The sequence below is a fragment of the Pararhizobium sp. IMCC3301 genome (assembly GCF_030758315.1).
Taxonomy (GTDB): Bacteria; Pseudomonadota; Alphaproteobacteria; order Rhizobiales.
The window spans coordinates 1324977-1348084 of record NZ_CP132336.1; the positions used below are offsets into that span (position 1 = coordinate 1324977).

Here is a 23108-nt window from a genome sequence, read left to right on the forward strand (position 1 = left end):
TGCTGCGGGCGGGCCGTCACTGAAGGAAACGATAATGCATAACGCCCTGCGCAAATCGCTTTTGCTGCTCGCTTCCGCGCTGTTGGCCTTTATGGTTGCATCGCTTTTTCTGCAGGTGATTGCGCGTGAGTTTCGCTGGTCAGTAGACTGGACCGAAGAAACCGGCCGTTTCAGTTTCATCACAATGGTCTTTATCGCGGCAGCCTACGGCACGCTCACCCGTTCGCATCTTCGCGTGTCCGTGTTTTCCGACGCGATTGCAAGCAGGATCGGCGCCCGGCCAATGGCCTTTTTTCACACCATTGTCGTGCTTGGCTTTGCCGCCGTGATGGTTGTGTTTTCCGCATTTAATTTTACCGATGGCCTGCGCTATCCCAACATCTCTCCGGCGCTTGGATTCAACCAGAATTTCCTGTTCGCCGCCATGTGCGCCGGCTTTGTCATGATTTTCCTGTTGCATCTTCAGGACCTGCTCACTCTCATACGCGGAGGCATGATCGATGAATGAGGTCATTCTCGTTCTCACGGTTGTTTTTCCGCTGCTGCTGATCCTCGGACTGCCGATCTATGTCTGCCTCGGCATTGTCGGGCTGACCATCAGTTACATCACCGACGCGCCGATGGTGTTTGCCACCCAGAATGTCCTGAACGGTCTGGACCAGTTCCCGCTGCTCGCCATCCCCGCTTTTATTCTGGCCGGCAACATCATGGAAAAGGGCGGCATCACCGAAGATATCATCAGCATTTTCCGCCATGCCTTTGGCCATATCCCCGGCAGCCTCGGGCTGGTGACAATTTTCTCCTGCATGTTTTTTGCAGCGATTTCCGGCTCCGGTCCCGGCACGGTTGCAGCAATCGGCGCAATCATGATTCCGGCGATGATCAAATACGGCTATCCGGCTGCCTATGCGGCATCGGTTTCCGCCACGGGCGGTACTCTGGGTGTCATGATCCCGCCAAGCAACCCGCTAATCATCTATGGCATCATAGCCAATGTATCGATTGCCGATTTGTTTGCAGCCGGCATGGTGCCCGGCATTCTGACAGCGTTCCTTCTGGCCGGTGTGGCCTATGTCATTGCCCGCCGCGCCGGTGCGGTGATGACAGAGGACACAGGCGCGCCGCGGCAAAGTATCTGGAAGCTGATCTGGAAAGCCAAGTTCGCCCTGTTCCTACCAATCCTCATTCTGGGCGGGATTTATTCAGGTATCTTCACCCCGGTCGAAGCCTCGGTCTGCGCCGTCGTCTATGCCCTTGTCATCAGTGTCACCGTCTATCGCCAATTGACCAGGGCCAGCCTGTTGGCGGCCTTTGAGAATGCTGTGAAACTCGGTGGCGCATTGATGATCATCGTCGCCGTCTCGACGCTCTTTGCCACAGTCATCACACTGGAACGCATCCCGCAGAATGTTGTCGCCGCCTTCAGTGGAATCACCGACAGCGCCATCATCATCCTGTTGATTATCTGCGCCCTTCTGGTGGTCATCGGTACCTTCATGGAAACCATCAGCGCCATCATCATTCTGGCTCCGATTCTTGTGCCATTGGTGAAAAGTTATGGCGTTGATCCGGTTCACTTCGGCATCATTCTGATCGTCACAATTGAAATCGCATTTCTGACGCCGCCACTTGGCGTAAATCTGTTTGTGGCCAGTCAGATTGCCAATATAAAATTCGAGAAAGTCGCCGTTGCGATTCTGCCGTTTGTCGCCACTTTGATGTTCGCCATGCTGATCGTGATCTTTTTCCCCCAGCTCAGCCTATGGCTGCCTGAAACCCTGCGAAGCCTGAGGTAATCCCATGTCTGTCGAAATCCGTAATCCTGCGAACCCGAGCGAAGTGGTTGCATCCTTTCCAACCATAACGCCCGATGATGTGCCGGCCATGATGGCCACTGCCCGCACGGCCCAGCAGGCATGGGCAAAGATACCGCAGCCTGAGCGTGGCAGGATCGTCAATAATTTTCTCGACGGACTTGAAGCGCGCCGCGAAGACATCGCCACTGCCATTACCCGCGAAATGGGCAAGATTATCGGTGAATCACGTGGCGAAGTGAACAAGGCTTTGGGCGAAGGCCGCGCTACCACATGCCGTGCCTCTGCCGCTATCGGAGAAGTTCTGCCCTCGCAAAGACCTGACACGGTGAGTTATTCCACCCGCCGCCCACGCGGTGTGATCGTCGGCATCAACCCCTGGAATTTCCCCTTCAGCACACCAATCCGCAAAACCATTCCGGCGCTGCTCTACGGCAATGCAATGGTGCTGAAACCATCGATCAGCACACCGGGTGCCGCTTTCCTCATGCAGGAAGTGGCGGATGCGACCCTGCCGGAAGGGCTGTTTCAGATCGCTTACGGCTCAGGAAGTCTGGGCAGCGCCCTGACATCTGCAGACGGAGTCGACGCAATCAGCTTTACCGGCTCGGTTGAAATTGGCCGCATTGTTGCGCAGGCGGCAGCGGCCAATCTGGCCGAGATCAGCCTTGAACTGGGTGGCAAGAACCCGGTAATTGTGAATGACGCCAGCGATCTTGAGGCCGTCCTCAACCAGATTTATGCCGCTGCCTTTGCCGTTTGCGGTCAGCGCTGCACCGCTATCAGCCGGGTTCTTGTGCGCCGCGAGCTTGAGGCCGCAGTGGTCGAAGGACTGGCCAGCCGCGCCAAGGCGGCGCAAATCGGTGACGGGTTGGACGCTGGCACAACCATCGGTCCGCTGATGGGTGAAAAGGCGCGGGACGATGTCGCTGGCTTTGTCGAGCGCAGTCTCGCGGCTGGCGCTCACGCCGCCGCAGGCGGTACCACCATTGAGCAGAATGGCGGCTATTTTTACGCCCCGACGATCCTTTCCAACGTGACACCAGACATGGAAGTCGCCCGTGACGAGGTGTTTGGTCCGGTGCTCGCCGTGATCCCCTATGATACGCCTGATGAGGCGCTTGCGATCTGCAATGACGTGGAGTTCGGCCTCTCGGCGTGTCTCTATTCAGAGCAGACACCGCTGGTGGATCGCTTCATTGCCGAGGCTGAAAGCGGCATGATCCACGTCAATTGCGGCAGTTTTCCCGAAGATCACACACCCTTCGTCGGTGTCAAAAACTCCTCACTCGGCGTCGGCGGTTCAAACGGCAACTCGACCCTGCATTTTTACACCCAGGAACACATGGTTTATCGCAAAGCCCAGGCATGAGCGGCACCGAACAAGCAGGCAAATCCAGTACGCGCCTGTCTCTGAAAACCCATCCGGGGGATAATGTGGCGACCATGCTGGATGACAGGCTGGATTGCACCCGGATCGTTAGCGGCATGGAGATTGTCGAGGGCGTTCCCTTCGGTCACAAAGTGGCGCTGAGCGACATTGCGGCAGGAGCCGAAGTGGTCAAATACGGCGTGGTAATCGGACATGCAAAAACGGCCATTCTTCAGGGAGAACACGTCCATGTCCACAACATCGCATGAGACGATCGGCATGGGCTGGCGACGCCCGGATGGCCGCATCGGGCTACGCAACCATGTGATTGCATTGTCGACCATCGCCCTCACCGACCGCGTGACCGCACTGGCCGCAGCCCGGGTGCCTGGCGTTCTGCCGGTTACTCCCGGGTTTCAGCGTGGCGTGCGCGGCTGCGATGCAACGCTTCAGGCTGACATGATTGAGGCAATCATCGCCCATCCCAATGTCGGTGCCGCCCTTGTTGTAACCCACGACCGCGCGGCCGCTGCACACTTGCACGCGGCCTGTGCAGAATTGCAAAAGCCTGTGGTTGTTCTTTCGCTCATGGCACAGCGCGGCATGCAGGCGGCGCAGGATGTCATGGTCTTGCATCTGCAAGATCTGATGACTGCCATGGCTGGAAGTCCCAAAACAGATCTGCAGCTGTCCGATCTGACGGTCGCCCTGGAATGCGGCGGCTCCGACGCAACTTCCGCACTTTGTGCCAATCCGTCAATCGGCCGTTTCGTGGATCAGCTGATTGCCGCAGGCGGCACTGCGATCGTATCGGAAACCGCCGAATTCCTGGGCGGTGAGGATGTCATCCGCGCGCAGTCTCACAGCCCGGCGATTGCGCAGGCCATTCTGGCACATCTGAGCGCCGAAGATGCAATGATGCACGCCGATGGAACTGACTATCGCGGCGTCAATCCAACGCAGGAAAACATTGAAGCCGGACTGAGCACGCTGACAGAAAAAACCATGGGGGCAATTTGCAAAATCGGCACCAGCAAATTTTCCGGGGCATTACAATTCGGCGAAAAGCCGGGTGAGCCCGGGCTTTACTTCATGCACACACCATTTTTCAGCCCGACATCGCTGACCGGAATGGTGCTGGCAGGCGCGCAAATCACTCTTTTTGCTGTCGGAGTTTTCAATCCGTCCGGCCTGCCCCTGGCGCCGACAGTGAAAATCTGTGGCAACCCGAAGACCCTGTCAGACTGGTCTGACAGTATAGATCTGGATGTGTCAGGGATTATTTCGGGCCAGTCTGACTATGGTGACACTGCCCAGGCCATCCTTGATCTGGTGCGGCAGATCTCAGAGGGCAGGCTGACCTGCGCGGAACAATGGCAGGAGGGCCAGATCACAGTTCCGGTTTCGCAACTGCCTCTTTAGAGGGTTTCATGTATCGCAATGGCCTTGGTTTTAATGGCGCGGAACAATTCGAAAACCGTTGCAAGTGCAAATTTAACTGCCTTCATCCGGCAAGAGAAACGCGACCAGATCGGACAGATCTTCGTCCGACATTAGCCAGCGTGGCATGCGCGAACCAATTTCGCTGCCGTCCGGCCTTACCCCTTTGGTGATTGCTTCAGCCAAACTTTCGCGGGTGTATGAGGAATGGTCGTGACCATCACTATCGCCATGCTCACCCGTCAAGGCGGCTTCGGTAATCGCCGGAGCCACTGTCCAGTAAGTCGGGCGCAATCGACCGCCCTGACGGTCAACTCCATGACAGGCAGCGCAGGAGCCACCACCCATCATCTGCATATGGCCCCCGCCTGTGGCGCGAATCGCCTCCCCGTTTGAATTCATGCCGGTGAAGTACAATTGTTCGCCGTTGCTTCGGAATTGCGTCGGCCAATCGCCTCGGTCGGTCCTCGGTGTCAGCGAGAACTCGAGGCTCAACAGTGCGACGAGGCCCAAAGCGACGCTTCCGGCAACAATCAGGTTGCGGCGCTTTCGACCGCTCTCACTGATCATATGGCTTCTACGGCCTTGCGCAGCAGATCACGAACTTCGCCCGCAACACGTTTCAGTTCCGCATTGTCAATCGCCATCATCGAGGCTTGCGGATCAATAGCGGAAACTTCTACGCCAGCGTCAATCTCGCGCAGAATGACATTGCACGGCAACATTGCGCCTACTTTCGGCTCCAGGCCAATAGCCTCCCATGCCATCTTTGGATTACAGGCGCCCAGGATGAGATATCCCGGCATGTCCTTGTCGATTTTCTTCTTCATCGTTGCCTTGACGTCGATCTCCGTCAGCACGCCAAAGCCGGCGTCGGCCAAAGCACTGCGGGTCCGGGCCTCGATGGCGTCCAATGTGGCATCTTTGAAAGTTCGGTCAATTGAGTAACTCATCGGCAGATATCCTTCTTTATTGCGTTATTTCATCAGGGTTTTGAACAACACAGCGATTCCTAAAATAACCAGCACGAGGATCAGGATCATCCAGATCCCTCCAAATCCCATTCCAAATCCCATATCAAATCCGTTCATATTCATTCTCCTTTACAGTTCTCACAAGCACGTGACTGTGGGTCCGAAGCGCAAATTCAATGCCGGATTCGATATATCCTACGGCAAGACTGTGGCGTTTGCCTGACATTGTGACCATACCTGAAACCAAAACCCCGCAACACTGAGATCGCGGAGCTTTGCAAGTCGGCACTCAACCGGAACAGCCAACCCGCCGCCCGTCAACCGTGATCATCATCCTCACCTTCTTCATGATGCTCTTCCTCACTTTCGTGATGCATCATGCCCTTGATCGCATCTGGGACATCCGCGTCAGAGAATTTCGCTTGCTCATCAGCATCATGAACGAAAGCGATAATAGCGGCCAGTTCCTCGCCATCCAGCTCGATCTGCCCGCCCATTTCATCCTCCTGCAGGGCCACCATGGCTCCGGCCCCGCGCCACATACGTGCGGCAAAATCGAACGGGTTCATCGGCATATCCATAAGCTCGGCATCCAGGCTCGGTGCGTCCTCGCCACCCACACCGTTGATCGCATGACAGACAACACAGCCCTTGGATGCGAACAGCTGTCGTCCTTTGGCAGCATCCATCTCCGGCATCATCAGACCTTCGGCCATCATCGCGTCGTCCGCACCCATCCCTGAACTGTGCTGCTGTGCGAGTACCGGCACTGCCACTGTAACAAAGAGCGCAGAGATCATCAGTTTCATCGGTATTTTCATCGGGGTCTCCTAATGTGTATTCGGTTTGGATTTGGAGTGCCTTGCGTCAAATCTCCACCCGCTACGATGGTCGCCGCACTGCTTCGCTTGCTGCATATCGCCACTCACCATATGGGTTGTGGTGATATGCAGGGTTATGGCGGTCCGGCTTCAGTTCATGACAACCATCTGATGGCCTACACTTTCAACGGCAAATTCGCCAATTACACTCAGGTCTGATGCATCGAGAATCCAGACTTTCGGTTCCGCCCGCGACGAGACGAACAGACGTCCTGTTCCAGGCACATTGGTGAGGTGATAGGGCTCCGGAGCAAGCGAGACAGTTGAAATGGAACTCCCCGCAAGGTCAATCACCACAACCTTGTCTTCGCCGCGTCCAGCTACAATCAGCTGAGTGCGGTCTTCTGTCAGCTCGATCCCGTGGATCTCGCCGCCAATCTCGAAACTGCGGCTCGTTTCACCACTTTCCAGCGCCAGTTCAAGCACCTGCCCGTCATCGGAATCCGCGACGTAAAGCGTTCCCGACACGGAATCGAGAACCAGATGCTCCGGTGCCAGGCCGGCGAACAGATTACGACGCACGATTTGCCGTTCCAGATCAACCTCGCTGACGGTGCCATTACCTGCGTTCGAGACATAAACTATGCCCGGATCTGTGCCGAATACAGCATAGTTGGGCATTGAACCGGTCGCAACCCACCCGGTCATCGCCATCGTCTTCAGATCGATCACAGAAATTCCATCACCCGATGGATGCGTCGCCACTGCGAACCGGCCATCCGGAGACACCGCAGTGTGGTGCACGGCACCTGGCACCTCGATGCGGCGCAGAATTTCGCCGGTTTCGGCATCGAGAATGCTGAGCAGGCTCAAGCCAGCCCCTGCCGGTCCCATTGGCTTGGCAGCCGGAGCATGATGCCCGGCATGTTCATCCGCCGTCACGCCTTCGGGTAGCGATGTTTCGGCAATATCTTCACGATCAACCTCCGCATAGCTGCCCGCGACCAGCACAGGCACGCCCGGCGCGCCGGCAAGACCGTGTACCGCTTCCAATCCCTCAATCCGGTTGATCATGTCACCCGTGGTGGCATTCACCATCAGGATGGAATTCGCGCTTCCTTCCGGCACAAAAACCGTTTGTGCAAAAGCCACACTGCCCGTCAGCACAAGGGCCGAAGCCAGTGACAGGCTCTTCGTAAAACCGATGATACCCATAATATCTCCTCATTCGCTCGACCGTCAGGCGGTCAGGAAGATGTCCGCAATCAGATTCTGGCCGGGATATCGGCCGGATTATTGCTTTGCGCGCCGGCTGCTCTGCGGCCGGAACCTTACGACGATGTGCACCCTAGCGGCAAACGCCAAGGGGGCATTGACCCAGATCAAGCCGCAAAACTTTACGCCGATCAGACCGGTTACGGCCGTTACTCAGACGGGTTACACCGCTCGCGAGAGTTCGGCACCTTCCAGGACAGGACGCGGTGAGTGGGATGGAGAGAGCCGTCTGGCTTGTTGGATTGCAGGTTCACCCTGTGCGGATGCGCTGTTCAATGCAAACGTCACTGCAATGCGGCTCCGCCTGCGCCCTATGCATCACGCGTCGATACGTTCGATGAACCAGTTGGTCAGTCTGATCCAGACCTCGTCCTTTTCATCGGCATCTTCACAGCCATGATTGAGGTTCGGATTATCATTGATTTCGATGACGAAAAACTGGTCTTTAACCTGTTTGATATCCACGCCATAGAAGCCATCGCCGATGAGCCGAGTTGCCCTGGTCGCTACATCCAGCAACTCCGATGGCGCCGATGCAAGCGAGACCGGCCGGTAGCCGCCTTCAAGCGGCGCATGGCTGCCATTATGTTTGACGATCTGCCAGTGTTTGGGCGCCATGAGATACTGTGTCACGAACAGTGGTTGGCCACCCAGCACACCGACCCGCCAGTCAAAATCGGTCGGCATGTAGGTCTGGCAGATCAGAAGATCGCTATCCTTCAGCCAGTTGGTCGCCAGCTTGCGAAGCCCGGCTATGTCGACCGCCTTCTCAACGCCTTTTGAAAACGAACCATCTGGTATTTTCACAACCATGGGAAAGCCGATCACCTCGGCGGCCCGCTGACATTCATCAAAACTCGATACGATAATCGATTGCGGCATGGCAATCGACGCTGCATCCAGCAATTCGTGCAGATACACTTTGTTGGTGCAGCGGATCATCGAAACCGGATCATCGATCACCGGCATGCCCTCCTGAAGCGCACGCCGCGCAAACCGGTAAGTGTGGTTGGAGATGGAAGTGGTTTCGCGAATGAACAGGGCATCGTAATTCGCCAGTTTAGGCAGATCGCGCCGCGAAACCGGCTCCACTTCAACCCCCATTTTCGCAGCAATCCGCGCCCAGTGTTTCAGCGAGGCAATGGAAGAAGGCGGCAGAACTTCATCAGGATCGCACAGGGTGGCAATTGAATATTTGGCGGCTGTTTTCGGTTTGCTTTCGTTCCAGTTGCGCGAAGTGTGAGTATCCATCGCCGCCAGAAAGCGGGGCCGCTCCTGCGGCGTCAGCTTGTGAAACGGCACCATCTGGATTTTTGCAATCGAGACCCGGTTACCGGGTTTCACTGCAAGCTTTAATATGGGGGCGCGAAACCAGTCGAACAGCAATTTGCCGAACCGCGCGAGACGCTCATCGCTCGAACCGCCAAAGAAAAAACTGAGACTGTCTTCCGACAGGTCCTGCGTGCCGCTCAGACACTTGTTCAACATATCTTCCAGTTCAGGAAGGGCGTGATCATAGAGCTGGCGCTCCGACAGATCGATCATGGTTTCGACTGAGGGAATGATGCGGTGCGCACGTGCATTGGCCAGCAGTGAGGCGTAATAGCCGCGCTTTTTATAGGCATATGAAGCCGACAGATTGATGATGTTCGGTCTGGTATTCCTGAACAGATCCGGGGCCGCCAGATATTCCTTTGTGGTAATGACCTTGTGCGGAGTTTCCGTGTTGGAAATGTGGGTATGCTGACCGACGAGAATAACCCAGATGGACATTTAAATCTCGAGTTCCTTTCTGGAAAAACGCGGTATTTCCGCGCTCAGATTCGCTTTTTGTAGTGTTTTGAAATCACAAAGCTGCAGAGCTTGTATCATCCACCAACGGCAGAACCGGTGCAGCCAGCGGATTTGTCCGGATGTTTTTTTCAAATCTCAGTGCTGTTCCGCCATCGCCATAATAACGCTCGTATCTGCCAATCGGCTGATATCCGCAATTTTTGTAAAGTGCTATCGCAAAAACGTTTTTTTCGTGAACTTCGAGACGTAAAATCACGCGCCCCCGCCGCAGGGTTTCAGTTTCGGCTTCCGCCAGAAGTCTTTTTCCCAGTCCAAGGCCGATAGCGGTCTGATCGACGGCGAGTGAATATAACCGCGCAACCCTGGTTTTACGTCTGAAAAGAACCAGGGCATAGCCGAGGATTTCACCGTCAGCCTCCGCGACAATGACATAAGCCGTCTCGCTGGCAATCAGCGCACGAAACGAGCGGTTGGAAATACGGTCCGTAGCAAAACCGCCGGATTCAATCTCAGCCAGACGTAAGAGATCGCCCGGACCGGCAGGCCTCAGAATGAGTTTAAGCAGCACCGACATGCACAATCACAATTGTCAAAACAGGTGTCAGAATGCGGATCGGTATCCGCCATCAGTGGCACCGGGAGAAAAATAAGGCGCTTCCCCTGCAATGTAAATAAACCTATGAAGAATGATCGCCCAGCCCAAAAGGCCAATGGCCAGGTCACCCCGGCCACCGGCTGTGTCACGCGAATGCGTCAATGCCTCAATTCGTCGCCACCTTGCTGATGCGGCCATCCTTGTAGGGCGTATAGGGCTGATTATCCGCCAGGTAATCCGCCAGAACATCTTCAAGGCCGGGGCCGAAATCATAGGCTTTCATGCCGGCAGTTTCAAAAATGCTGTAGCCGTCACCGCCGCTGCGCATGAAATTGTTCGACACGACGCCATAGGTCTTGTCCGGGTCAAGCGCAGTCCACGCACCGTTTTCCATGACTTCAACCGATTTGATGCGGCCTTCATTCGGGGCCGTGGACGGATCCCAGCTGAATTTCAGACCTGCCACCTGAGGAAAGCGGCCTTTCACTTCTTCCACCTGACTGACACCGTTTTCCAGCGCCGCCAGCACATCGGCGCCTTTCAGCTGGAAGGTGGACAGCGTGTTCTGGAACGGCAGCACGGTCAGCACTTCGCCCATCGTTACCGGTCCACCATCAATCGACGCGCGCAGGCCGCCGGAATTGGTAATCGCAATCTGAATGCCCTGATCGGCAACCCGGCCAAGCATCGCATCGGCCACCAGATTGCCCATCTCGCATTCTTCAACACGGCACACCGCCCGGTCGCCTTCAATCAGGCCGACGGTTTCAGACACCACCTTGTTGCGGATTTCCTCCAGCGGCTTGGCAAGCTCTGCGATGCGCTGCTTGGTAGCGCTGTCCTCGACAACTTCACCATCCATGACAATTGGCTCGCCACTGGCTTTTGTGACAACGCCATTGTCATCGAATGTCACATCCAGTGCGCCAAGATATTTGCCATAGGCATAGGCCTGAACCACGGCTGTCAGCGAGCCATCCGGACCGGTGACCATGGTCGGATACGGGCCGGAGGCCTTATCTGAGCTGCTGGACAGGTAGGTATGGGAATGACCGCCAACAATCACGTCAATTCCGGCCACCTTGCTGGCCACATCCTGATCCACCAGATAACCGGAATGGGACAGGACAATGATCTTGTTCACCCCCTGCGCTTCCAGCGCGGCCACTTCGCGGGCGACGGATGCGGCCGGATCGGCAAACTTCACATTCTTGCCCGGAGAGGACAGTTCGCCTGCATCAACCGGCGTCAGGCCGATCAGGCCGATTTTCTCGCCACCGCGCTCAATTACCGTAGATGGCATCAGCTTGCCGGCCAATTCCGGTTCAGCCGAGACATCGGCATTCGACATCAGGACCGGAAATCCCACTGTTGCCATGAAACCGGCCAAAGTTTCCGGCCCGTCATCAAACTCGTGGTTGCCGACAGTCATGCCGTCATAGCCGAGCTTGTTCATCATTTCGGCGGCAACTTTGCCCTTGTAATAGGTATAGAACAGCGAGCCTTGGAACTGGTCACCGCCATCCACCAGAATGGTGTTGTTACTCATGCCGCGGGCTTTTTCCACTGCAGTTACAAGGCGCGAATAGCTGCCAAAGCATTTACCTTCATCATTGTCTTCCGCGCTGCAGCCGGAATCATATTTGCTGATCGATTCAACGCGGGAGTGCATATCATTGGTGTGCAACACGGTCAGGGAAAATTCCGCCTGCGCCATGCCGCTAAGGGCCAGCACGCTGGCCGCTGTGAGACTGAATAGGGTTTTCATCAAATCACTCCTTCAATGGGACAGAATCAAGATCGACCGAAAATCAGACCGGCAATTGTATCGGCTCCCGGATACCACAGCCCCCGATACCACAACCTTGTGCCACAGCATCAGCAAAGCTTTATGACAAAACCATAGTCCACAAATCCAAAGCCTGTGAAGAGGCTTCTTCGCTATCCGCCCGCCATCGCGCGCGGCCAGGCCGTTACCGGCCCTTGCGAAACACACTGAAACAACGTCATGATGGCAATGCAGATCAGGGGACGGGGGGCAACATGACACACAAGCCACGGGCAATCCGGCGCGTACTCGACAGCCTGTATACCGGGGCCGGCATTGTTGCCGCGCTCTGTCTGTTGATGATCCTGCTGATCATTGTCGCTCAGATGATTGCACGCTGGACCGGCACCCCGTTTCCCGGCTCGTCGCAATATGCCGGTTATTTTATGGCCGCCTCTTCCTTTCTGGCCTTTGCCTATGCCCTCAACAGGGGGGCTCATATTCGCGTCAGCCTGTTTCTCGGCGCCCTTGGGCGCTATCGCTTCTGGGGTGAATTATGGTGCATGGTGATTGCCAGCGCCACCACATCCTATCTGGCGTTTTACGCCATTCGAGGCGTTACCCTGTCGCTCAAATTCAGCGATATCAGCCAGGGCCAGGATGCCACGCCACTTTGGATACCGCAAAGCGTAGTCGCCCTGGGCGCCGTCCTGCTGGCGGTCTGCTTCCTTGACAATCTGGTGACGCTGATCCTCACGCGGAACGATAATATAAGTGCCGAAGCGCTGGTTGGTGATGAGATCTGATGGAATTTGCAGCAACCGGCGTTTTTCTGTTTGTTCTGTTTTTGCTGCTCGGCAGCGGCGTCTGGGTTGGTCTGGCCCTGCTTGGCGTCGCCTTCGTCGGCATGGAACTGTTCACCTCCCGCCCCGCCGGCGATGCCATGATGACCACCATCTGGTCGGCCTCATCTTCCTGGACGCTGACCGCATTACCGATGTTTATCTGGATGGGGGAAATCCTGTTCCGCACCCGCCTTTCAGAAGACATGTTCAAGGGTCTGTCACCGTGGATGGCGAAACTGCCCGGCGGCCTGCTGCACACCAATATTGTCGGCTGCACTGTGTTTGCCGCCGTGTCCGGCTCATCCGCCGCCACCCTGACCACCGTCGGCAAGATGTCGATCCCGGAGTTGCGCGCCCGTAACTACCCGGAAAAAATGATCATCGGCACCCTGGCCGGCGCTGCCACGCTGGGTCTGATGATCCCGCCTTCACTGACCCTCATCGTTTATGGCGTCACGATCAATGAATCGATCACCAAACTGTTCATCGCCGGCATTCTGCCCGGCCTCGTTCTGGCGCTGATGTTCATGGCCTATGCCAGCCTTTACGGCATATTTTCCAAAGATTACAAGCCCACGCCGGAGCCGGAGATGAGCTTGTTGGAGCGGGTCAAGAATTCGCGGTTTCTGATCCCGGTCATCGTTCTTATTCTGATTGTCATCGGCTCCATGTATCTGGGTTACGCCACCGCGACGGAAGCGGCCGCTTTCGGTGTCGTCGGCTCCATGGCACTGGCTGCATTGCAGCGCTCGCTGACCTGGACGAGTTTCACCCAAAGCCTGCTGGGTGCCACCCGCACCTCGGCGATGATCGCGCTGATTCTGGCCGGCGCTGCCTTTTTGTCGCTATCGATGGGGTTCACCGGCCTGCCCCGCGCACTTGCCAGTTTCATCGCATCGCTGGATTTGTCACGCTTTGAACTGCTGATGGCGCTACTGGTGTTCTACATTATCATCGGCTGTTTTCTGGATGGCATTTCCAGCGTGGTGCTGACCATTGCCGTCGTTGAACCGATGATCCGCCAGGCCGGAATTGATGTCATCTGGTTCGGCATATTTATCGTCGTCGTCGTGGAAATGGCGCAGATCACGCCGCCGATCGGCTTCAACCTGTTTGTGCTGCAGGGCATGACCCATCACGAAATGAACTATATTGCAAAAGCCGCCCTGCCGATGTTCGGCATTATGGTGGTGATGGTGTTTGTGCTGATTTTCTTCCCGGACATTGCAACATGGCTGCCGGAAAACATGCGTCAGCGCTGACGCCAGCGCATGTTCTGACATCCCTGTCAGGTGAATCGCATCAGGCGGGACGCGATTTTACGCCATCGGAAAACAGGCTCTTGCCGTTCTGATCGATGATCTGACGGCCCTTCACCAGGGTGAATTTGACCGCCTCATCCTGGCCGGTAAATGTGTCGGCACGCACGAAGCTCCGCTCATAAGTCTCACCATCAAGTTCCTTTGTAATCGTTCCAGCCACACGCCAGCTGCCACCGGCATTCTGTGGTGCCGGTGCAATCATGCAGCCCTCATAGGGTTCTGCTTCATGGGCAACGGATCCGCCCTCACCGCCGCCAAACAGTTTTTTAAAGAATCCTGCCATGTCCACTCCGTTCATCGTCTGATTTTCTCTGTCCGGCACGTTCTGTCTGTTCGGCCGATACGACGGCATTGCCAGCCGGGTGTGAAGCTACCCTAGATGCTTTCTCGCCCACATTGAAGCATTTGATGACGCCGATCACTGCAGCGCAGACCGAAAACCGGCTTGCGCACCTTTTGGGCATCGCTACACTCAAGATGAGGCCACGATGACCAAGGCGCACAGTGTGCCTTGCCGTCATATCCGGTCAGATGCTTCAAAGGAAACCGGAACCGATCTATGCCACAAACACGTATACCGGAAACACGTATAATTGCCATGTGGTCCGGCCCGCGCAATCTGTCAACGGCAATGATGCGCAGCTTCGAAAACCGGGCTGACACGCAAGTCTGGGACGAACCGTTTTACCCGGCCTATCTGAAAGACACCGGCCTGCCGCATCCGATGGCGGCGCAGGTCATGGCTGCCGGTAATACTAGCTGGTCAAGTGTTGTGAAGGCCTGTCTTCAGCCAGACACTGCTGCTCCGGTGCTGTATCAAAAACACATGACCCATCACATGCTGCCGGCCTATGACCGCAAATGGATTGGCCAGCTCTCCAATGCATTCCTGATCAGAGATCCGGCCCGTGTGGTCGCCAGCTACGGCCGCAAACACGGAGATATAACTCTGGCCGATATCGGCTTTGCCGAGCAGGCAGCGCTGTTTGATCTGGTCTGCGATCTGACCGGCAAGGCACCACCGGTGCTGGATGCCACGGATATCCGTCGCACCCCGGAAGCCGCATTGAGGTCACTGTGCACCGCGCTCAGCCTTGAGTTTTCGCAAAACATGCTGTCCTGGCCCGCCGGACCACGAGGCAGCGATGGTATCTGGGCATCACACTGGTATGACAGTGTCATTAAGTCCACCGGATTTGCCCCGCCGGAACCAGCTGAGCCCGATGTGCCGGATATCCACCGATCGATTGTCGATGCGGCGATGCCGATCTACGCGCATATGAAGCAATATGCCGTCAGTACATAATCCGGTTTTACAAAGCTGAAAAAATTACTGCATTTTGCTGACACGCCCCGAAACTTCCTGCTATAGGGGGGCCGGGTGTCGTTTGAAATACAGGATTATGAGGCCGTCTCAATAGCGGCGATCATCTAAAACAGAAGGATGTTTTGGTGGACATTTCAAACACGGAAATCCGTGCAGATAACGAACGCCTGAAGCGTGAACTCGCGGAAGCCATTGCAGCAAGAGCAGCAGATGCCCGGACTGCAGGAGCGGCAAAGCGGCACTCCAACTTTCTCGAAGCGATGCTGGAAACCATGCCTATCGGAGTGGTGATTGCACAATCTCCGACAGGCCGCATCCTCATGGGCAATGAACGTGCAGTGGAAATGGTGCGTCATCCGATTCTGGAATCTAACGACGTTGATTCCTATGGTGAATGGATTTCTCATCATGAAGACGGCACGCGGGTTGAGAGCCATGAATATCCGCTCTCGCAGATTATCCGCGACGGCAAGGACTATTCCGCGCTCGACGTTCATTATCAACGCGGAGATGGCAGCACATTCTGGATGCGCATTGTCGGCAGACCTGTATTGGACGACGAGGGCAAAAGGATCGGGGCAGCGGTTGCTCTGCTGGACATCGATAATGAACGCCATCTTTTGAGCCAGCAGGAAATTCTGATCGGGGAGCTCAACCACCGGGTGAAGAACGCTTTCACCGTGGTGAAATCCATCGTCAGCCAATCCCTGCGTGGTTCCGAAGCAACGTCCGATGTCAGAGATACCATCGACGCCCGGCTTGAGGCTTACGCCACAGCTCATTCCCAATTGATCGGCAGCAGATGGGATCAGGCACTGGTGGCAGATATCGCTCATGATACAATCGGGCGAATCGCCGAGGGCAGAATTTCGATGGAGGGTCCTGCAGTGCAATTGCCGTCCAAGAACGCATTGGCGTTGTCGATGGCGTTTTATGAACTGGCTACAAATGCGGTGAAGCATGGCAGCCTGTCTGTACCGGAGGGCACGGTGATTTTGACCTGGAAAGAAGTGAAAGGCGACAAAGAGTCGCTGGTGGTAGATTGGAAGGAACTAGGTGGGCCCCCGCCCGTTAAAGTACAGAGTAAGGGTTTTGGATCGAAAATTATCGACCGCGTATTGGTAGCTGAAACGTCGGGCAGCGTTTTGATGGAATTTCCGGAGACCGGTTTCACATGGCGCCTAGAGGTGCCGTTAATGCAAGAGAGTTGAACTTATGCCAAATCAACCAAAAAGAATTTTCATCGTAGAGGATGAGACCATCATCGCATTTGAGATGGCGGATGCACTGGAGGACCTGGGATTCGAAGTTGTCGGCCCCTCAACGCATCTGGAACACGCACTGACTTTAGCAGAGGTCGGGGACTTTGACGTTGCCTGCCTGGACGTCAATCTGGGGCGCGGAAAGACCTCTGCGCCGATCGCGAAGATTCTGAGTGATCGAAACATTCCCTATGTCTATATCACGGCCTATGAGCCGGATCAGATTGACTTTGTGGGAACTGATGATCGCGTGATGCGCAAACCGGTCTCCAGAGACGAGTTACGCAAGATGCTGCTGAAGCTGGGCAAATAAACCCGTCAGTTCGATTTTATCGGTGTGACGAGCCACCACCAAACAGATTTGATGGCAGACGACCCCCATACTAAAGCGACAGGAATTACATCCTGTCTTTACCATGTCGAACTGTCGACCAAGTTCGGTCGCTGCAGTGCGGGGACCGTGAGTACTTGATTGGCAGTGTATTTCTACGAAAATCTCAATAGTTTTCACTACATTCATTCGGACCGGAACCAGTCCTTCGAAGGACTTGCACTCGGCCAACAGGAAAATTTGCGCACTCGGCATCCGGTGGCCATCCAGTGTTCAAATTACGCTTCGCCCGCGTTACGAACGGTAGACATGCTTTCAAAAAACGATTTTCTGATTGCAAAAACAACCCAAGATGGTATAATTTCAACAAAAGGTAATATTTCCGAAAAGCGGTTTTTAGGAGGACTGCAACTATGGCGCAGGCTGAAATCCGTCGCGGCTATGTGATTGAGGTAATTTCTGAGGAAAACTTTACGTCCAGCGCTTTCAACGAAATTGCACCAGAGAGTTGGTTCGAAGAGTCCGTCATGGCTGCTCGCGAGACGGCTGGGCAGATGCTGACTATCGACGGCAAGCCGGTGCCGTTCACCATGAACTCCAACGGATATAACATTTATTACATGCCCACGGAGAACACGCTTCTGGAGGCGGCCCGCAAATTTGTCGACACGCAGCCGGAGAAGTCGCAATGATCCGCCGCAACTTCCTCGATTTGAGCACCGCCGAACGCGAGACGTTTGCTGCAGCATTTAATCATGTCAACTCGACCGGGCTCATCGACACCCACGCCGTCACGCACGAAAACTACTTCTACAGTGGTATTCATTGGCGATCACAATTTCTCCCATGGCATCGGTATTTCCTGCGCAAACTTGAGCTGGCGCTGCAAGAATTCGACGGCTCTGTGATGCTGCCCTACTGGAACTGGACAAGGAGCGATTCCGACGACATCGACGTTAACGCTTGGGAAAGCATCTTTGGCGGTCGCGACAATATCGGCGGCAAGTTCGATTCCGGTTGGAGCTATTTGCGTAACGGCGACGGCGACGGCTGGAACCTTCCGAGCCTTTCTCATGTGGTGGCCGAACTGAGTGCCGCAACTTTTGCGGAATATCGCAAGGTGGAAGGTGCCAATGGCAGCCGAATGGGCAGCCACGTACATGCCCACGTCTGGGTCGGGGGAACTATGAGCGTTGGCGATTCACCCCGTGACCCGCTGTTCTACCTGCACCACTGCAACATTGATCGGCTCTGGGCTATTTGGCAGATTAACAACGCAGGCAAATCGCAATATGATGATACGACCGTGATTGAAAGTGACGCTAGGGCTCCGTTGGCCCCATATGTGGGAGCGGACGAGGAAATGCCCGAGGTGACGACACCTTGGCAGAACCAGCCGGGGTTCAGCGGCGCAACTCCGAATCAGATGCTGAATCATCGCGAACTGGGCTTTTTCGAACCGGTTGGCGGCTACGGCTACGGCCGTGACTCCGCCCTCGAAGTGGAGTGGGAGCAAGCGCACGGCAACACGCTGATTACGGATATACCACCGACGCTCGTCATTGCCGGGCTGTGAGGAGCGCCTGTTGTTGAAACGCAATAGACAGGACAGCCTGCAGAAAAGTGATTCTGTACTAATGAAGCACTCCGCCACAAGCAGTGAAGCACCCTTCATGGATTTCAAATAAAATTGAACCGTTTCAGACTTCTTTCAGGACCATTCGCGTTGCGAGGGCGCGGGGATCGATTTGAAGGTTGAGGATTGCCGGTTTGCCAGCTTGTCTGGCGCGCTCCAGCGCCGCCGGGAAATCCACGTCGCGGGTAACGGTTTCGCCATAGCCACCATAGCTTTCCGCCCATTTGGCGAAATCCGGGTTGGTCAGCCCTGTCCCGCTGACACGACCTGGATAATGTTTCTCCTGATGCATGCGGATCGTACCGTAAAGCCCATTATTGGAGATCAGCACCACAATATTCGCGCCATATTGGCAGGCCGTGCCGAATTCCTGGCAATGCATCTGAAAATCGCCGTCTCCCGCATAGCAGATCACAGTGCGCTCAGGGAACTGCAGTTTGGCAGCGACAGAAGCTGGCAGGCCGAACCCCATCGAGCCTGACGTAGGTGCCAACTGGGTGCGGTAGCGGCGAAACCGGTAGTAGCGGTGCAGCCAGCCGGCATAGTTGCCCGCGCCGTTGGTGATGATGGCGTCTTCCGGCAAGGCCTGCCGCAAGTGGCTGATCACCTGCTCCAGCTTCAGATCACCCGGGGTTTCTTCCGGGATCTGCCAATCCTCATAGGAGGCCCGCAAATCCATTGTCACCTGGCGGGGCCGCGTTACCGGTTCCCCCTTGAAGCCAGCCAGCGCCGACAACGCTTCCGCCGAACCGGCGACGAACCCCATATCCGGGCGGTATACCCGCCCCAGTTCATCCGCATCAGGATAGATATGAACCAGGCTCTGTGCCGGTTTTGGAATCGACAGCAGCGTATAGCCGCTGGTGGTCATTTCCCCCAGCCGGGCGCCAATCACCAGCAGGCAATCGCTTGCCCTTATATGGTCCGCCAATGCCGGATTGATGCTGATCCCGACATCACCGACATAATGGTCATGGCTGTTGTCCATATAGTCCTGACAGCGGAAACTGGTGGCCACCGGCACACCGGTCTGCTCGGCCAGCCGGGCAATATCTGTCGCCGCCTTTGTGGACCATCCCCCGCCGCCGGCAATAATCAGCGGCTTTTCAGACTTTTGCAGCGCTTCATGTATCTGCTGCACCGCCTGCAATGATAATCCGTTGCCCTGCACCGTCGCTGCTGGCGCATCTGCGACATCCGCACTGGCTGACAGCATATCCTCTGGCAGTGCCAGAACCACCGGTCCTGGCCGCCCGCTGCTGGCCACATGAAAGGCGTGCGAGACATATTCCGGAATACGGTCCGTGCTTTCAATCTCGGCGACCCATTTGGCAAGGGGGCCGAACATCTGCCGGTAATCAACTTCCTGAAACGCCTCACGGTCCTTCTGATCACTTGCAACCTGGCCGATAAACAGGATCATCGGCACGGAATCCTGAAACGCAATATGCACGCCGGCAGAGGCATTTGTCGCACCGGGGCCTCGGGTCACAAATGCTATGCCGGGTCTGCCGGTCAGTCGCGCCGTGGCATCGGCCATCATCGCCACACCACCTTCCTGGCGGCAGACAATGGTTTCAATATCGCTGTCATGCAGCCCGTCCAGTGCGGCCAGAAAACTCTCGCCGGGAATGCAGAAAATGCGCTCCACACCCTGAATACGCAATTGATCGACCAGAATCCGGCCGCCGTGTCTCAAACTCATGAGCCTGTCCTACTGATTGGCAAAATGATGTGCGATCATCAAATCAAGATGCGCGCCGCCACCGTTCTTAAACAAGGTAATGTCGTCGTCATCAAGACGCCCCTTGGCACCGTCGACCAGGCCGTAAAAGTCTGCCAGAACATCGCTGCGCTGAATAGCACCGCGCTGCAGCGGAATTTTGTACTCGCCAATATGATCCAGCGTTGTGTCGAAACTGTCGGCGAACAGCCGCGCCCGCGCCAGCGCCTTGTTATCCACTTCGCGCATGGTCGGCGTATAGGCTCCGACGAGATCAAGATGTGTCCCTTTTGACAACAGGGCACCCTTGATGACCGGCTTCTCGCTCATTGTTGCACTGCAAATGATGTCGGCTTCGGGAATCGCCTCATCCAACTCGGATATGGCTTCCGCATCAATTCCGGTCAGGCGTTTTATGTCCGCGGCCAGCTGCGCCGCACGTTTTTCTGTGCGGTTCCAGATCAGAACTTTCTGCAGCGAGGGACGCGCCGCCAGATGCGCTTCTATCAGCGGGCCTGCCATATTGCCCGCTCCCACCATCAGCAGCAATTCGGCATCCTGCCGTGACAGCAGAGCGCTGCCAAGGGCACTGTCAGCAGCGGTTTTCAACCGGGTCTCGGCCGGGCCGTCGAGCAGCGCCAGCGGTGCGCCAGTGGCCTCGTCAAACATGATCAGATGCCCCTGTACCGAAGGCAGCGCCGGCTTTTGCTGCGAATTGTCCGGATAGATAGTTACCGCCTTGGTGCAGGCACCCAATCCTTCAATCCAGGCTGACCGCGCCAGAAATTTGCGCCCGCCCTGCTCCAGAAGCGTATCGCCGATATGGGCTTTCGGCATTTTGTGGCCTGCGATCAGCCCATCCATCAACGCTTGCCAGTCAACAGACTTTTCCAGCATCTCCGCAGTCAGTATCTGCATATCAACTCCAGTGCCCACAAACAGGAATACCTCTCTTGGCAAATTTTCTCGCCGGCCTCTACCCTATAATGAAGTTGCGATCCGGTCTCCAGTCTCAATTTCGGTCTCCAACATCTGCTGTCCGGCAATATCCGGATTATGGGACGTCAAGACTTGCCGAGGATTTAGCAGGTTGCTGAAAAGGTCTCTGTTTCAGCCGGCGCTTGTCCCGGGGGGGCCAGCACTTGCTGATATGACGAGCTCAATTCCCCGGTCCCTGGCGTCAGATTCGGTGCCACAAATCATCCGGCAGCCAGATCCGACGCCTCCAGAACATAGGCTTTTCCGAACCCGCCATTCAGATAGGCCGAGCGGATCTGGAAGCGGACAAACAGGAAATCACCGAAATCGACATATAGCGCTGCCTTGGGATGCTGCTTCAGATAATGCGCCCGGATTGCAGCGTGATCCGGCGAGGTCCGCACGATCGGCAACGCAATGGCCTGCAGGCTGATGCGCGGATGGGCCAGCGGGTCTCCCTTGCCCGGCTCGCCGACCAGCAAAGAGCATCTCGGCTGGCTCAACAACGCCTTGGTATGAAACGCCAGCCTCGACATCAGCGATACCGGCTGAGCGTCAGCATCAAGACCAAATGCGATGCGACTTGCCAGCGGATCGCCGGTCTCCGGTTCTACCGTGGCCAGCGCCGCAAATCTGGCATTGGCCAGAAGGCTTTTGCCAAGTGCGCGCGCGCCATCATCGGTTTCCCGGATGGGGCTCTTGCTCTGTGGGGTTTGATCAATCATGCAGATTTACCAAGCAACCATCGGTTCCCTGCAATTCCGGAATCTGACACCCTCCCGGCACCATTGCGCCGGGAGTTATAAGCTGGCGCTGTTTCCAGATCAGACTTGTTACATTGCTTTGTAGGCTTCAACTGCAGCCTTTCCGGCCTCACCAGCTGAATCCAGCCATTCCTGGGTCATGGTTTGACCGAATTCCTGCAATTCGGCTTTTATCCCGTCGCCGGGTGCAGCAACAATCATGCCGTTTTCCGCCAACCCGTCAATATAGAACTGGGTGAGTTCCTTGGCTTTTGCCAGGCCATCCGCTTCGGCTTTGGCGCCGCACTGTGTGATTGCGCTCTTGTTGGCATCGCTGAGACCGTCCCAGGCGTCCTTGTTGACAAACACCGTGTTGCGCGGCAGCCAGGCCTGCACATCATAAAAATGCGTCAATTGTTCCCACACTTTGCGGTCATAGCCCGTGGAACCGGAGGAGATAAAGGCCTCTGCAACGCCGGTCGCAAGAGCCTGTGACAATTCCGCAGCTTCAATCTGCACCGGTACCATGCCGGCAAGTTCTGCGATCCGCGCAGTTGCCGCATTATAGGCCCGGAATTTGAGGCCCTTCATATCGGCAACGCTGTTGACTTCCTTGTTGAAGTACAGCCCTTGCGGGGGCCAGGGAACAGCATAGACATAGACCAGGTTCTGCTTGGCAAGAGCTTCTTCCACCGCACCGGATGCGGCTTTCCACAGCGCTGCGGAATCCTCAAAGGAAGTTGCCAGGAACGGAATCGAATCGACCCCGAACAGCGGATCTTCATTGGCATGCGCTGACAACAGCCGTTCGCCAATCTGGGCCTGCCCGGTCTGCACTGCACGCTTGATTTCGTCACCCTTGTATAGGGAGCCGCCCGGATGCGTGACAATTTCCAGATCGCCGCCGGTGGCATCTGTTACGCAGGCCGCAAAGACGGCACCGTTTTCAGAATGATAATTTGTAGCGGAATAGGCCAGCGGCATATCCCATTTTTCTGCAAAAGCGCCGGCTGTCGATGCGCCAACAAGCGCAATTGCAGCCGCGCTTACAGTTAATCTTGATTTTAAGCTCATGACCGTAATCCCCT

General features: G+C 55.9%; 24 protein-coding genes. 12 read left to right on the forward strand and 12 right to left on the reverse strand.

Annotated elements, in window-relative coordinates; genetic code table 11:
* The first annotated feature begins 34 nt into the window (after positions 1-34).
* Genes RAL88_RS06355 through RAL88_RS06375 form a run of 5 tightly spaced genes read left to right on the forward strand, consistent with a single transcriptional unit; the run spans position 35 to position 4608 of the window.
* A complete protein-coding gene (locus tag RAL88_RS06355; protein WP_306268083.1) occupies positions 35-508 on the forward strand; it encodes a TRAP transporter small permease in 474 nt (157 codons plus the stop codon).
* Positions 501-1796, forward strand: coding sequence for a TRAP transporter large permease (locus RAL88_RS06360; protein ID WP_306268085.1), 1296 nt, complete (start codon positions 501-503; stop codon positions 1794-1796). The genes RAL88_RS06355 and RAL88_RS06360 overlap by 8 nt, the downstream gene beginning before the upstream one ends.
* A gap of 4 nt (positions 1797-1800) precedes the next feature.
* Positions 1801-3186, forward strand: coding sequence for an aldehyde dehydrogenase (locus RAL88_RS06365; RefSeq protein WP_306268086.1), 1386 nt, complete (start codon positions 1801-1803; stop codon positions 3184-3186).
* Complete coding sequence (locus RAL88_RS06370) at positions 3183-3455, forward strand: UxaA family hydrolase (RefSeq protein WP_306268088.1); 273 nt, start codon at positions 3183-3185, stop codon at positions 3453-3455. Before RAL88_RS06365 ends, RAL88_RS06370 begins: the two co-directional genes overlap by 4 nt.
* On the forward strand, positions 3436-4608 hold the full coding sequence (locus RAL88_RS06375) for a UxaA family hydrolase (protein WP_306268091.1): 1173 nt from the start codon (positions 3436-3438) through the stop codon (positions 4606-4608). The genes RAL88_RS06370 and RAL88_RS06375 overlap by 20 nt, the downstream gene beginning before the upstream one ends.
* Positions 4609-4680: 72 nt before the next feature.
* On the opposite strand, the gene RAL88_RS06380 is transcribed toward RAL88_RS06375, so the two are convergent.
* The 7 genes from RAL88_RS06380 to RAL88_RS06410 form a co-directional block, all read right to left on the reverse strand.
* Positions 4681-5196 carry a cytochrome c gene (locus tag RAL88_RS06380; protein WP_306268093.1) on the reverse strand — a complete coding sequence of 172 codons (516 nt, stop codon included), beginning with the start codon at positions 5194-5196 and terminating at the stop codon, positions 4681-4683.
* Positions 5193-5579: a DUF302 domain-containing protein gene (locus RAL88_RS06385; RefSeq protein ID WP_306268094.1), complete on the reverse strand. Its 387-nt coding sequence runs from the start codon at positions 5577-5579 to the stop codon at positions 5193-5195. The genes RAL88_RS06380 and RAL88_RS06385 overlap by 4 nt, the downstream gene beginning before the upstream one ends.
* 338 nt (positions 5580-5917) lie before the next feature.
* Positions 5918-6421, reverse strand: a complete 504-nt coding sequence (locus RAL88_RS06390; protein ID WP_306268096.1) for a cytochrome c — start codon at positions 6419-6421, stop codon at positions 5918-5920.
* Between the two features lie 150 nt (positions 6422-6571).
* Complete coding sequence (locus tag RAL88_RS06395; protein ID WP_306268098.1) at positions 6572-7636, reverse strand: YncE family protein; 1065 nt, start codon at positions 7634-7636, stop codon at positions 6572-6574.
* A 378-nt stretch (positions 7637-8014) separates the two neighbouring features.
* Complete coding sequence (locus tag RAL88_RS06400) at positions 8015-9469, reverse strand: RimK family protein (protein WP_306268100.1); 1455 nt, start codon at positions 9467-9469, stop codon at positions 8015-8017.
* A gap of 73 nt (positions 9470-9542) precedes the next feature.
* A complete protein-coding gene (locus tag RAL88_RS06405; protein WP_306268102.1) occupies positions 9543-10064 on the reverse strand; it encodes a GNAT family N-acetyltransferase in 522 nt (173 codons plus the stop codon).
* 187 nt (positions 10065-10251) lie between these two features.
* On the reverse strand, positions 10252-11853 hold the full coding sequence (locus tag RAL88_RS06410) for a bifunctional UDP-sugar hydrolase/5'-nucleotidase (protein WP_306268104.1): 1602 nt from the start codon (positions 11851-11853) through the stop codon (positions 10252-10254).
* Between the two features lie 275 nt (positions 11854-12128).
* Here RAL88_RS06410 and RAL88_RS06415 point away from each other — a divergent pair, with 275 nt between their 5' ends.
* The gene (locus tag RAL88_RS06415; RefSeq protein WP_306268106.1) at positions 12129-12659 is read left to right on the forward strand and encodes a TRAP transporter small permease; all 531 of its coding nucleotides are present in this window, start codon (positions 12129-12131) and stop codon (positions 12657-12659) included.
* Positions 12659-13960, forward strand: coding sequence for a TRAP transporter large permease (locus RAL88_RS06420; protein ID WP_306268108.1), 1302 nt, complete (start codon positions 12659-12661; stop codon positions 13958-13960). Before RAL88_RS06415 ends, RAL88_RS06420 begins: the two co-directional genes overlap by 1 nt.
* A 40-nt stretch (positions 13961-14000) precedes the next feature.
* Here RAL88_RS06420 and RAL88_RS06425 read toward each other — a convergent pair whose 3' ends face one another.
* Entirely contained in the window at positions 14001-14303 is a 303-nt protein-coding gene (locus RAL88_RS06425) for an HlyU family transcriptional regulator (RefSeq protein ID WP_306268110.1), read from the reverse strand.
* A 276-nt stretch (positions 14304-14579) separates the two neighbouring features.
* On the opposite strand from RAL88_RS06425, the gene RAL88_RS06430 reads away from it, so the two are divergent.
* The 5 genes from RAL88_RS06430 (at position 14580) to RAL88_RS06450 (ending at position 18516) form a co-directional block, all read left to right on the forward strand.
* On the forward strand, positions 14580-15326 hold the full coding sequence (locus RAL88_RS06430) for a hypothetical protein (protein WP_306268112.1): 747 nt from the start codon (positions 14580-14582) through the stop codon (positions 15324-15326).
* Between the two features lie 146 nt (positions 15327-15472).
* Positions 15473-16558 (forward strand): HWE histidine kinase domain-containing protein, encoded by a 1086-nt coding sequence (locus RAL88_RS06435; RefSeq protein WP_306268114.1) that lies wholly within the window; start codon positions 15473-15475, stop codon positions 16556-16558.
* Between the two features lie 4 nt (positions 16559-16562).
* Entirely contained in the window at positions 16563-16922 is a 360-nt protein-coding gene (locus RAL88_RS06440; RefSeq protein ID WP_306268115.1) for a response regulator, read from the forward strand.
* Between the two features lie 431 nt (positions 16923-17353).
* The gene (locus tag RAL88_RS06445) at positions 17354-17632 is read left to right on the forward strand and encodes a hypothetical protein (protein ID WP_306268117.1); all 279 of its coding nucleotides are present in this window, start codon (positions 17354-17356) and stop codon (positions 17630-17632) included.
* Positions 17629-18516 (forward strand): tyrosinase family protein, encoded by an 888-nt coding sequence (locus tag RAL88_RS06450; protein ID WP_306268118.1) that lies wholly within the window; start codon positions 17629-17631, stop codon positions 18514-18516. Before RAL88_RS06445 ends, RAL88_RS06450 begins: the two co-directional genes overlap by 4 nt.
* Positions 18517-18640: 124 nt before the next feature.
* Here the strand turns inward: RAL88_RS06450 and RAL88_RS06455 are convergent, their stop codons facing one another.
* The 4 genes from RAL88_RS06455 to RAL88_RS06470 all read right to left on the reverse strand — a co-directional run bounded on the left by RAL88_RS06455 (position 18641) and on the right by RAL88_RS06470 (position 23094).
* Positions 18641-20281 (reverse strand): thiamine pyrophosphate-binding protein, encoded by a 1641-nt coding sequence (locus RAL88_RS06455; RefSeq protein ID WP_306268119.1) that lies wholly within the window; start codon positions 20279-20281, stop codon positions 18641-18643.
* A 9-nt stretch (positions 20282-20290) separates the two neighbouring features.
* A complete protein-coding gene (locus tag RAL88_RS06460; RefSeq protein WP_306268121.1) occupies positions 20291-21217 on the reverse strand; it encodes an ornithine cyclodeaminase family protein in 927 nt (308 codons plus the stop codon).
* 281 nt (positions 21218-21498) lie between these two features.
* Positions 21499-22002 (reverse strand): HugZ family protein, encoded by a 504-nt coding sequence (locus tag RAL88_RS06465; protein WP_306268123.1) that lies wholly within the window; start codon positions 22000-22002, stop codon positions 21499-21501.
* A gap of 108 nt (positions 22003-22110) precedes the next feature.
* Positions 22111-23094, reverse strand: a complete 984-nt coding sequence (locus tag RAL88_RS06470) for a TRAP transporter substrate-binding protein (protein WP_306268124.1) — start codon at positions 23092-23094, stop codon at positions 22111-22113.
* Between the last annotated feature and the right edge of the window lie 14 nt (positions 23095-23108).

Coding starts and splice junctions, on each gene's coding strand:
- RAL88_RS06370 (WP_306268088.1), top strand. CDS start 3,183: ATGAGCGGCACCGAACAAGCAGGCAAATCCAGTACGCGCCTGTCTCTG.
- RAL88_RS06355 (WP_306268083.1), top strand. CDS start 35: ATGCATAACGCCCTGCGCAAATCGCTTTTGCTGCTCGCTTCCGCGCTG.
- RAL88_RS06395 (WP_306268098.1), bottom strand. CDS start 7,636: ATGGGTATCATCGGTTTTACGAAGAGCCTGTCACTGGCTTCGGCCCTT.
- RAL88_RS06450 (WP_306268118.1), top strand. CDS start 17,629: ATGATCCGCCGCAACTTCCTCGATTTGAGCACCGCCGAACGCGAGACG.
- RAL88_RS06375 (WP_306268091.1), top strand. CDS start 3,436: ATGTCCACAACATCGCATGAGACGATCGGCATGGGCTGGCGACGCCCG.
- RAL88_RS06365 (WP_306268086.1), top strand. CDS start 1,801: ATGTCTGTCGAAATCCGTAATCCTGCGAACCCGAGCGAAGTGGTTGCA.
- RAL88_RS06400 (WP_306268100.1), bottom strand. CDS start 9,469: ATGTCCATCTGGGTTATTCTCGTCGGTCAGCATACCCACATTTCCAAC.
- RAL88_RS06385 (WP_306268094.1), bottom strand. CDS start 5,579: ATGAGTTACTCAATTGACCGAACTTTCAAAGATGCCACATTGGACGCC.
- RAL88_RS06415 (WP_306268106.1), top strand. CDS start 12,129: ATGACACACAAGCCACGGGCAATCCGGCGCGTACTCGACAGCCTGTAT.
- RAL88_RS06445 (WP_306268117.1), top strand. CDS start 17,354: ATGGCGCAGGCTGAAATCCGTCGCGGCTATGTGATTGAGGTAATTTCT.
- RAL88_RS06380 (WP_306268093.1), bottom strand. CDS start 5,196: ATGATCAGTGAGAGCGGTCGAAAGCGCCGCAACCTGATTGTTGCCGGA.
- RAL88_RS06405 (WP_306268102.1), bottom strand. CDS start 10,064: ATGTCGGTGCTGCTTAAACTCATTCTGAGGCCTGCCGGTCCGGGCGAT.
- RAL88_RS06470 (WP_306268124.1), bottom strand. CDS start 23,094: ATGAGCTTAAAATCAAGATTAACTGTAAGCGCGGCTGCAATTGCGCTT.
- RAL88_RS06465 (WP_306268123.1), bottom strand. CDS start 22,002: ATGATTGATCAAACCCCACAGAGCAAGAGCCCCATCCGGGAAACCGAT.
- RAL88_RS06390 (WP_306268096.1), bottom strand. CDS start 6,421: ATGAAAATACCGATGAAACTGATGATCTCTGCGCTCTTTGTTACAGTG.
- RAL88_RS06440 (WP_306268115.1), top strand. CDS start 16,563: ATGCCAAATCAACCAAAAAGAATTTTCATCGTAGAGGATGAGACCATC.
- RAL88_RS06460 (WP_306268121.1), bottom strand. CDS start 21,217: ATGCAGATACTGACTGCGGAGATGCTGGAAAAGTCTGTTGACTGGCAA.
- RAL88_RS06420 (WP_306268108.1), top strand. CDS start 12,659: ATGGAATTTGCAGCAACCGGCGTTTTTCTGTTTGTTCTGTTTTTGCTG.
- RAL88_RS06430 (WP_306268112.1), top strand. CDS start 14,580: ATGCCACAAACACGTATACCGGAAACACGTATAATTGCCATGTGGTCC.
- RAL88_RS06425 (WP_306268110.1), bottom strand. CDS start 14,303: ATGGCAGGATTCTTTAAAAAACTGTTTGGCGGCGGTGAGGGCGGATCC.
- RAL88_RS06410 (WP_306268104.1), bottom strand. CDS start 11,853: ATGAAAACCCTATTCAGTCTCACAGCGGCCAGCGTGCTGGCCCTTAGC.
- RAL88_RS06360 (WP_306268085.1), top strand. CDS start 501: ATGAATGAGGTCATTCTCGTTCTCACGGTTGTTTTTCCGCTGCTGCTG.
- RAL88_RS06455 (WP_306268119.1), bottom strand. CDS start 20,281: ATGAGTTTGAGACACGGCGGCCGGATTCTGGTCGATCAATTGCGTATT.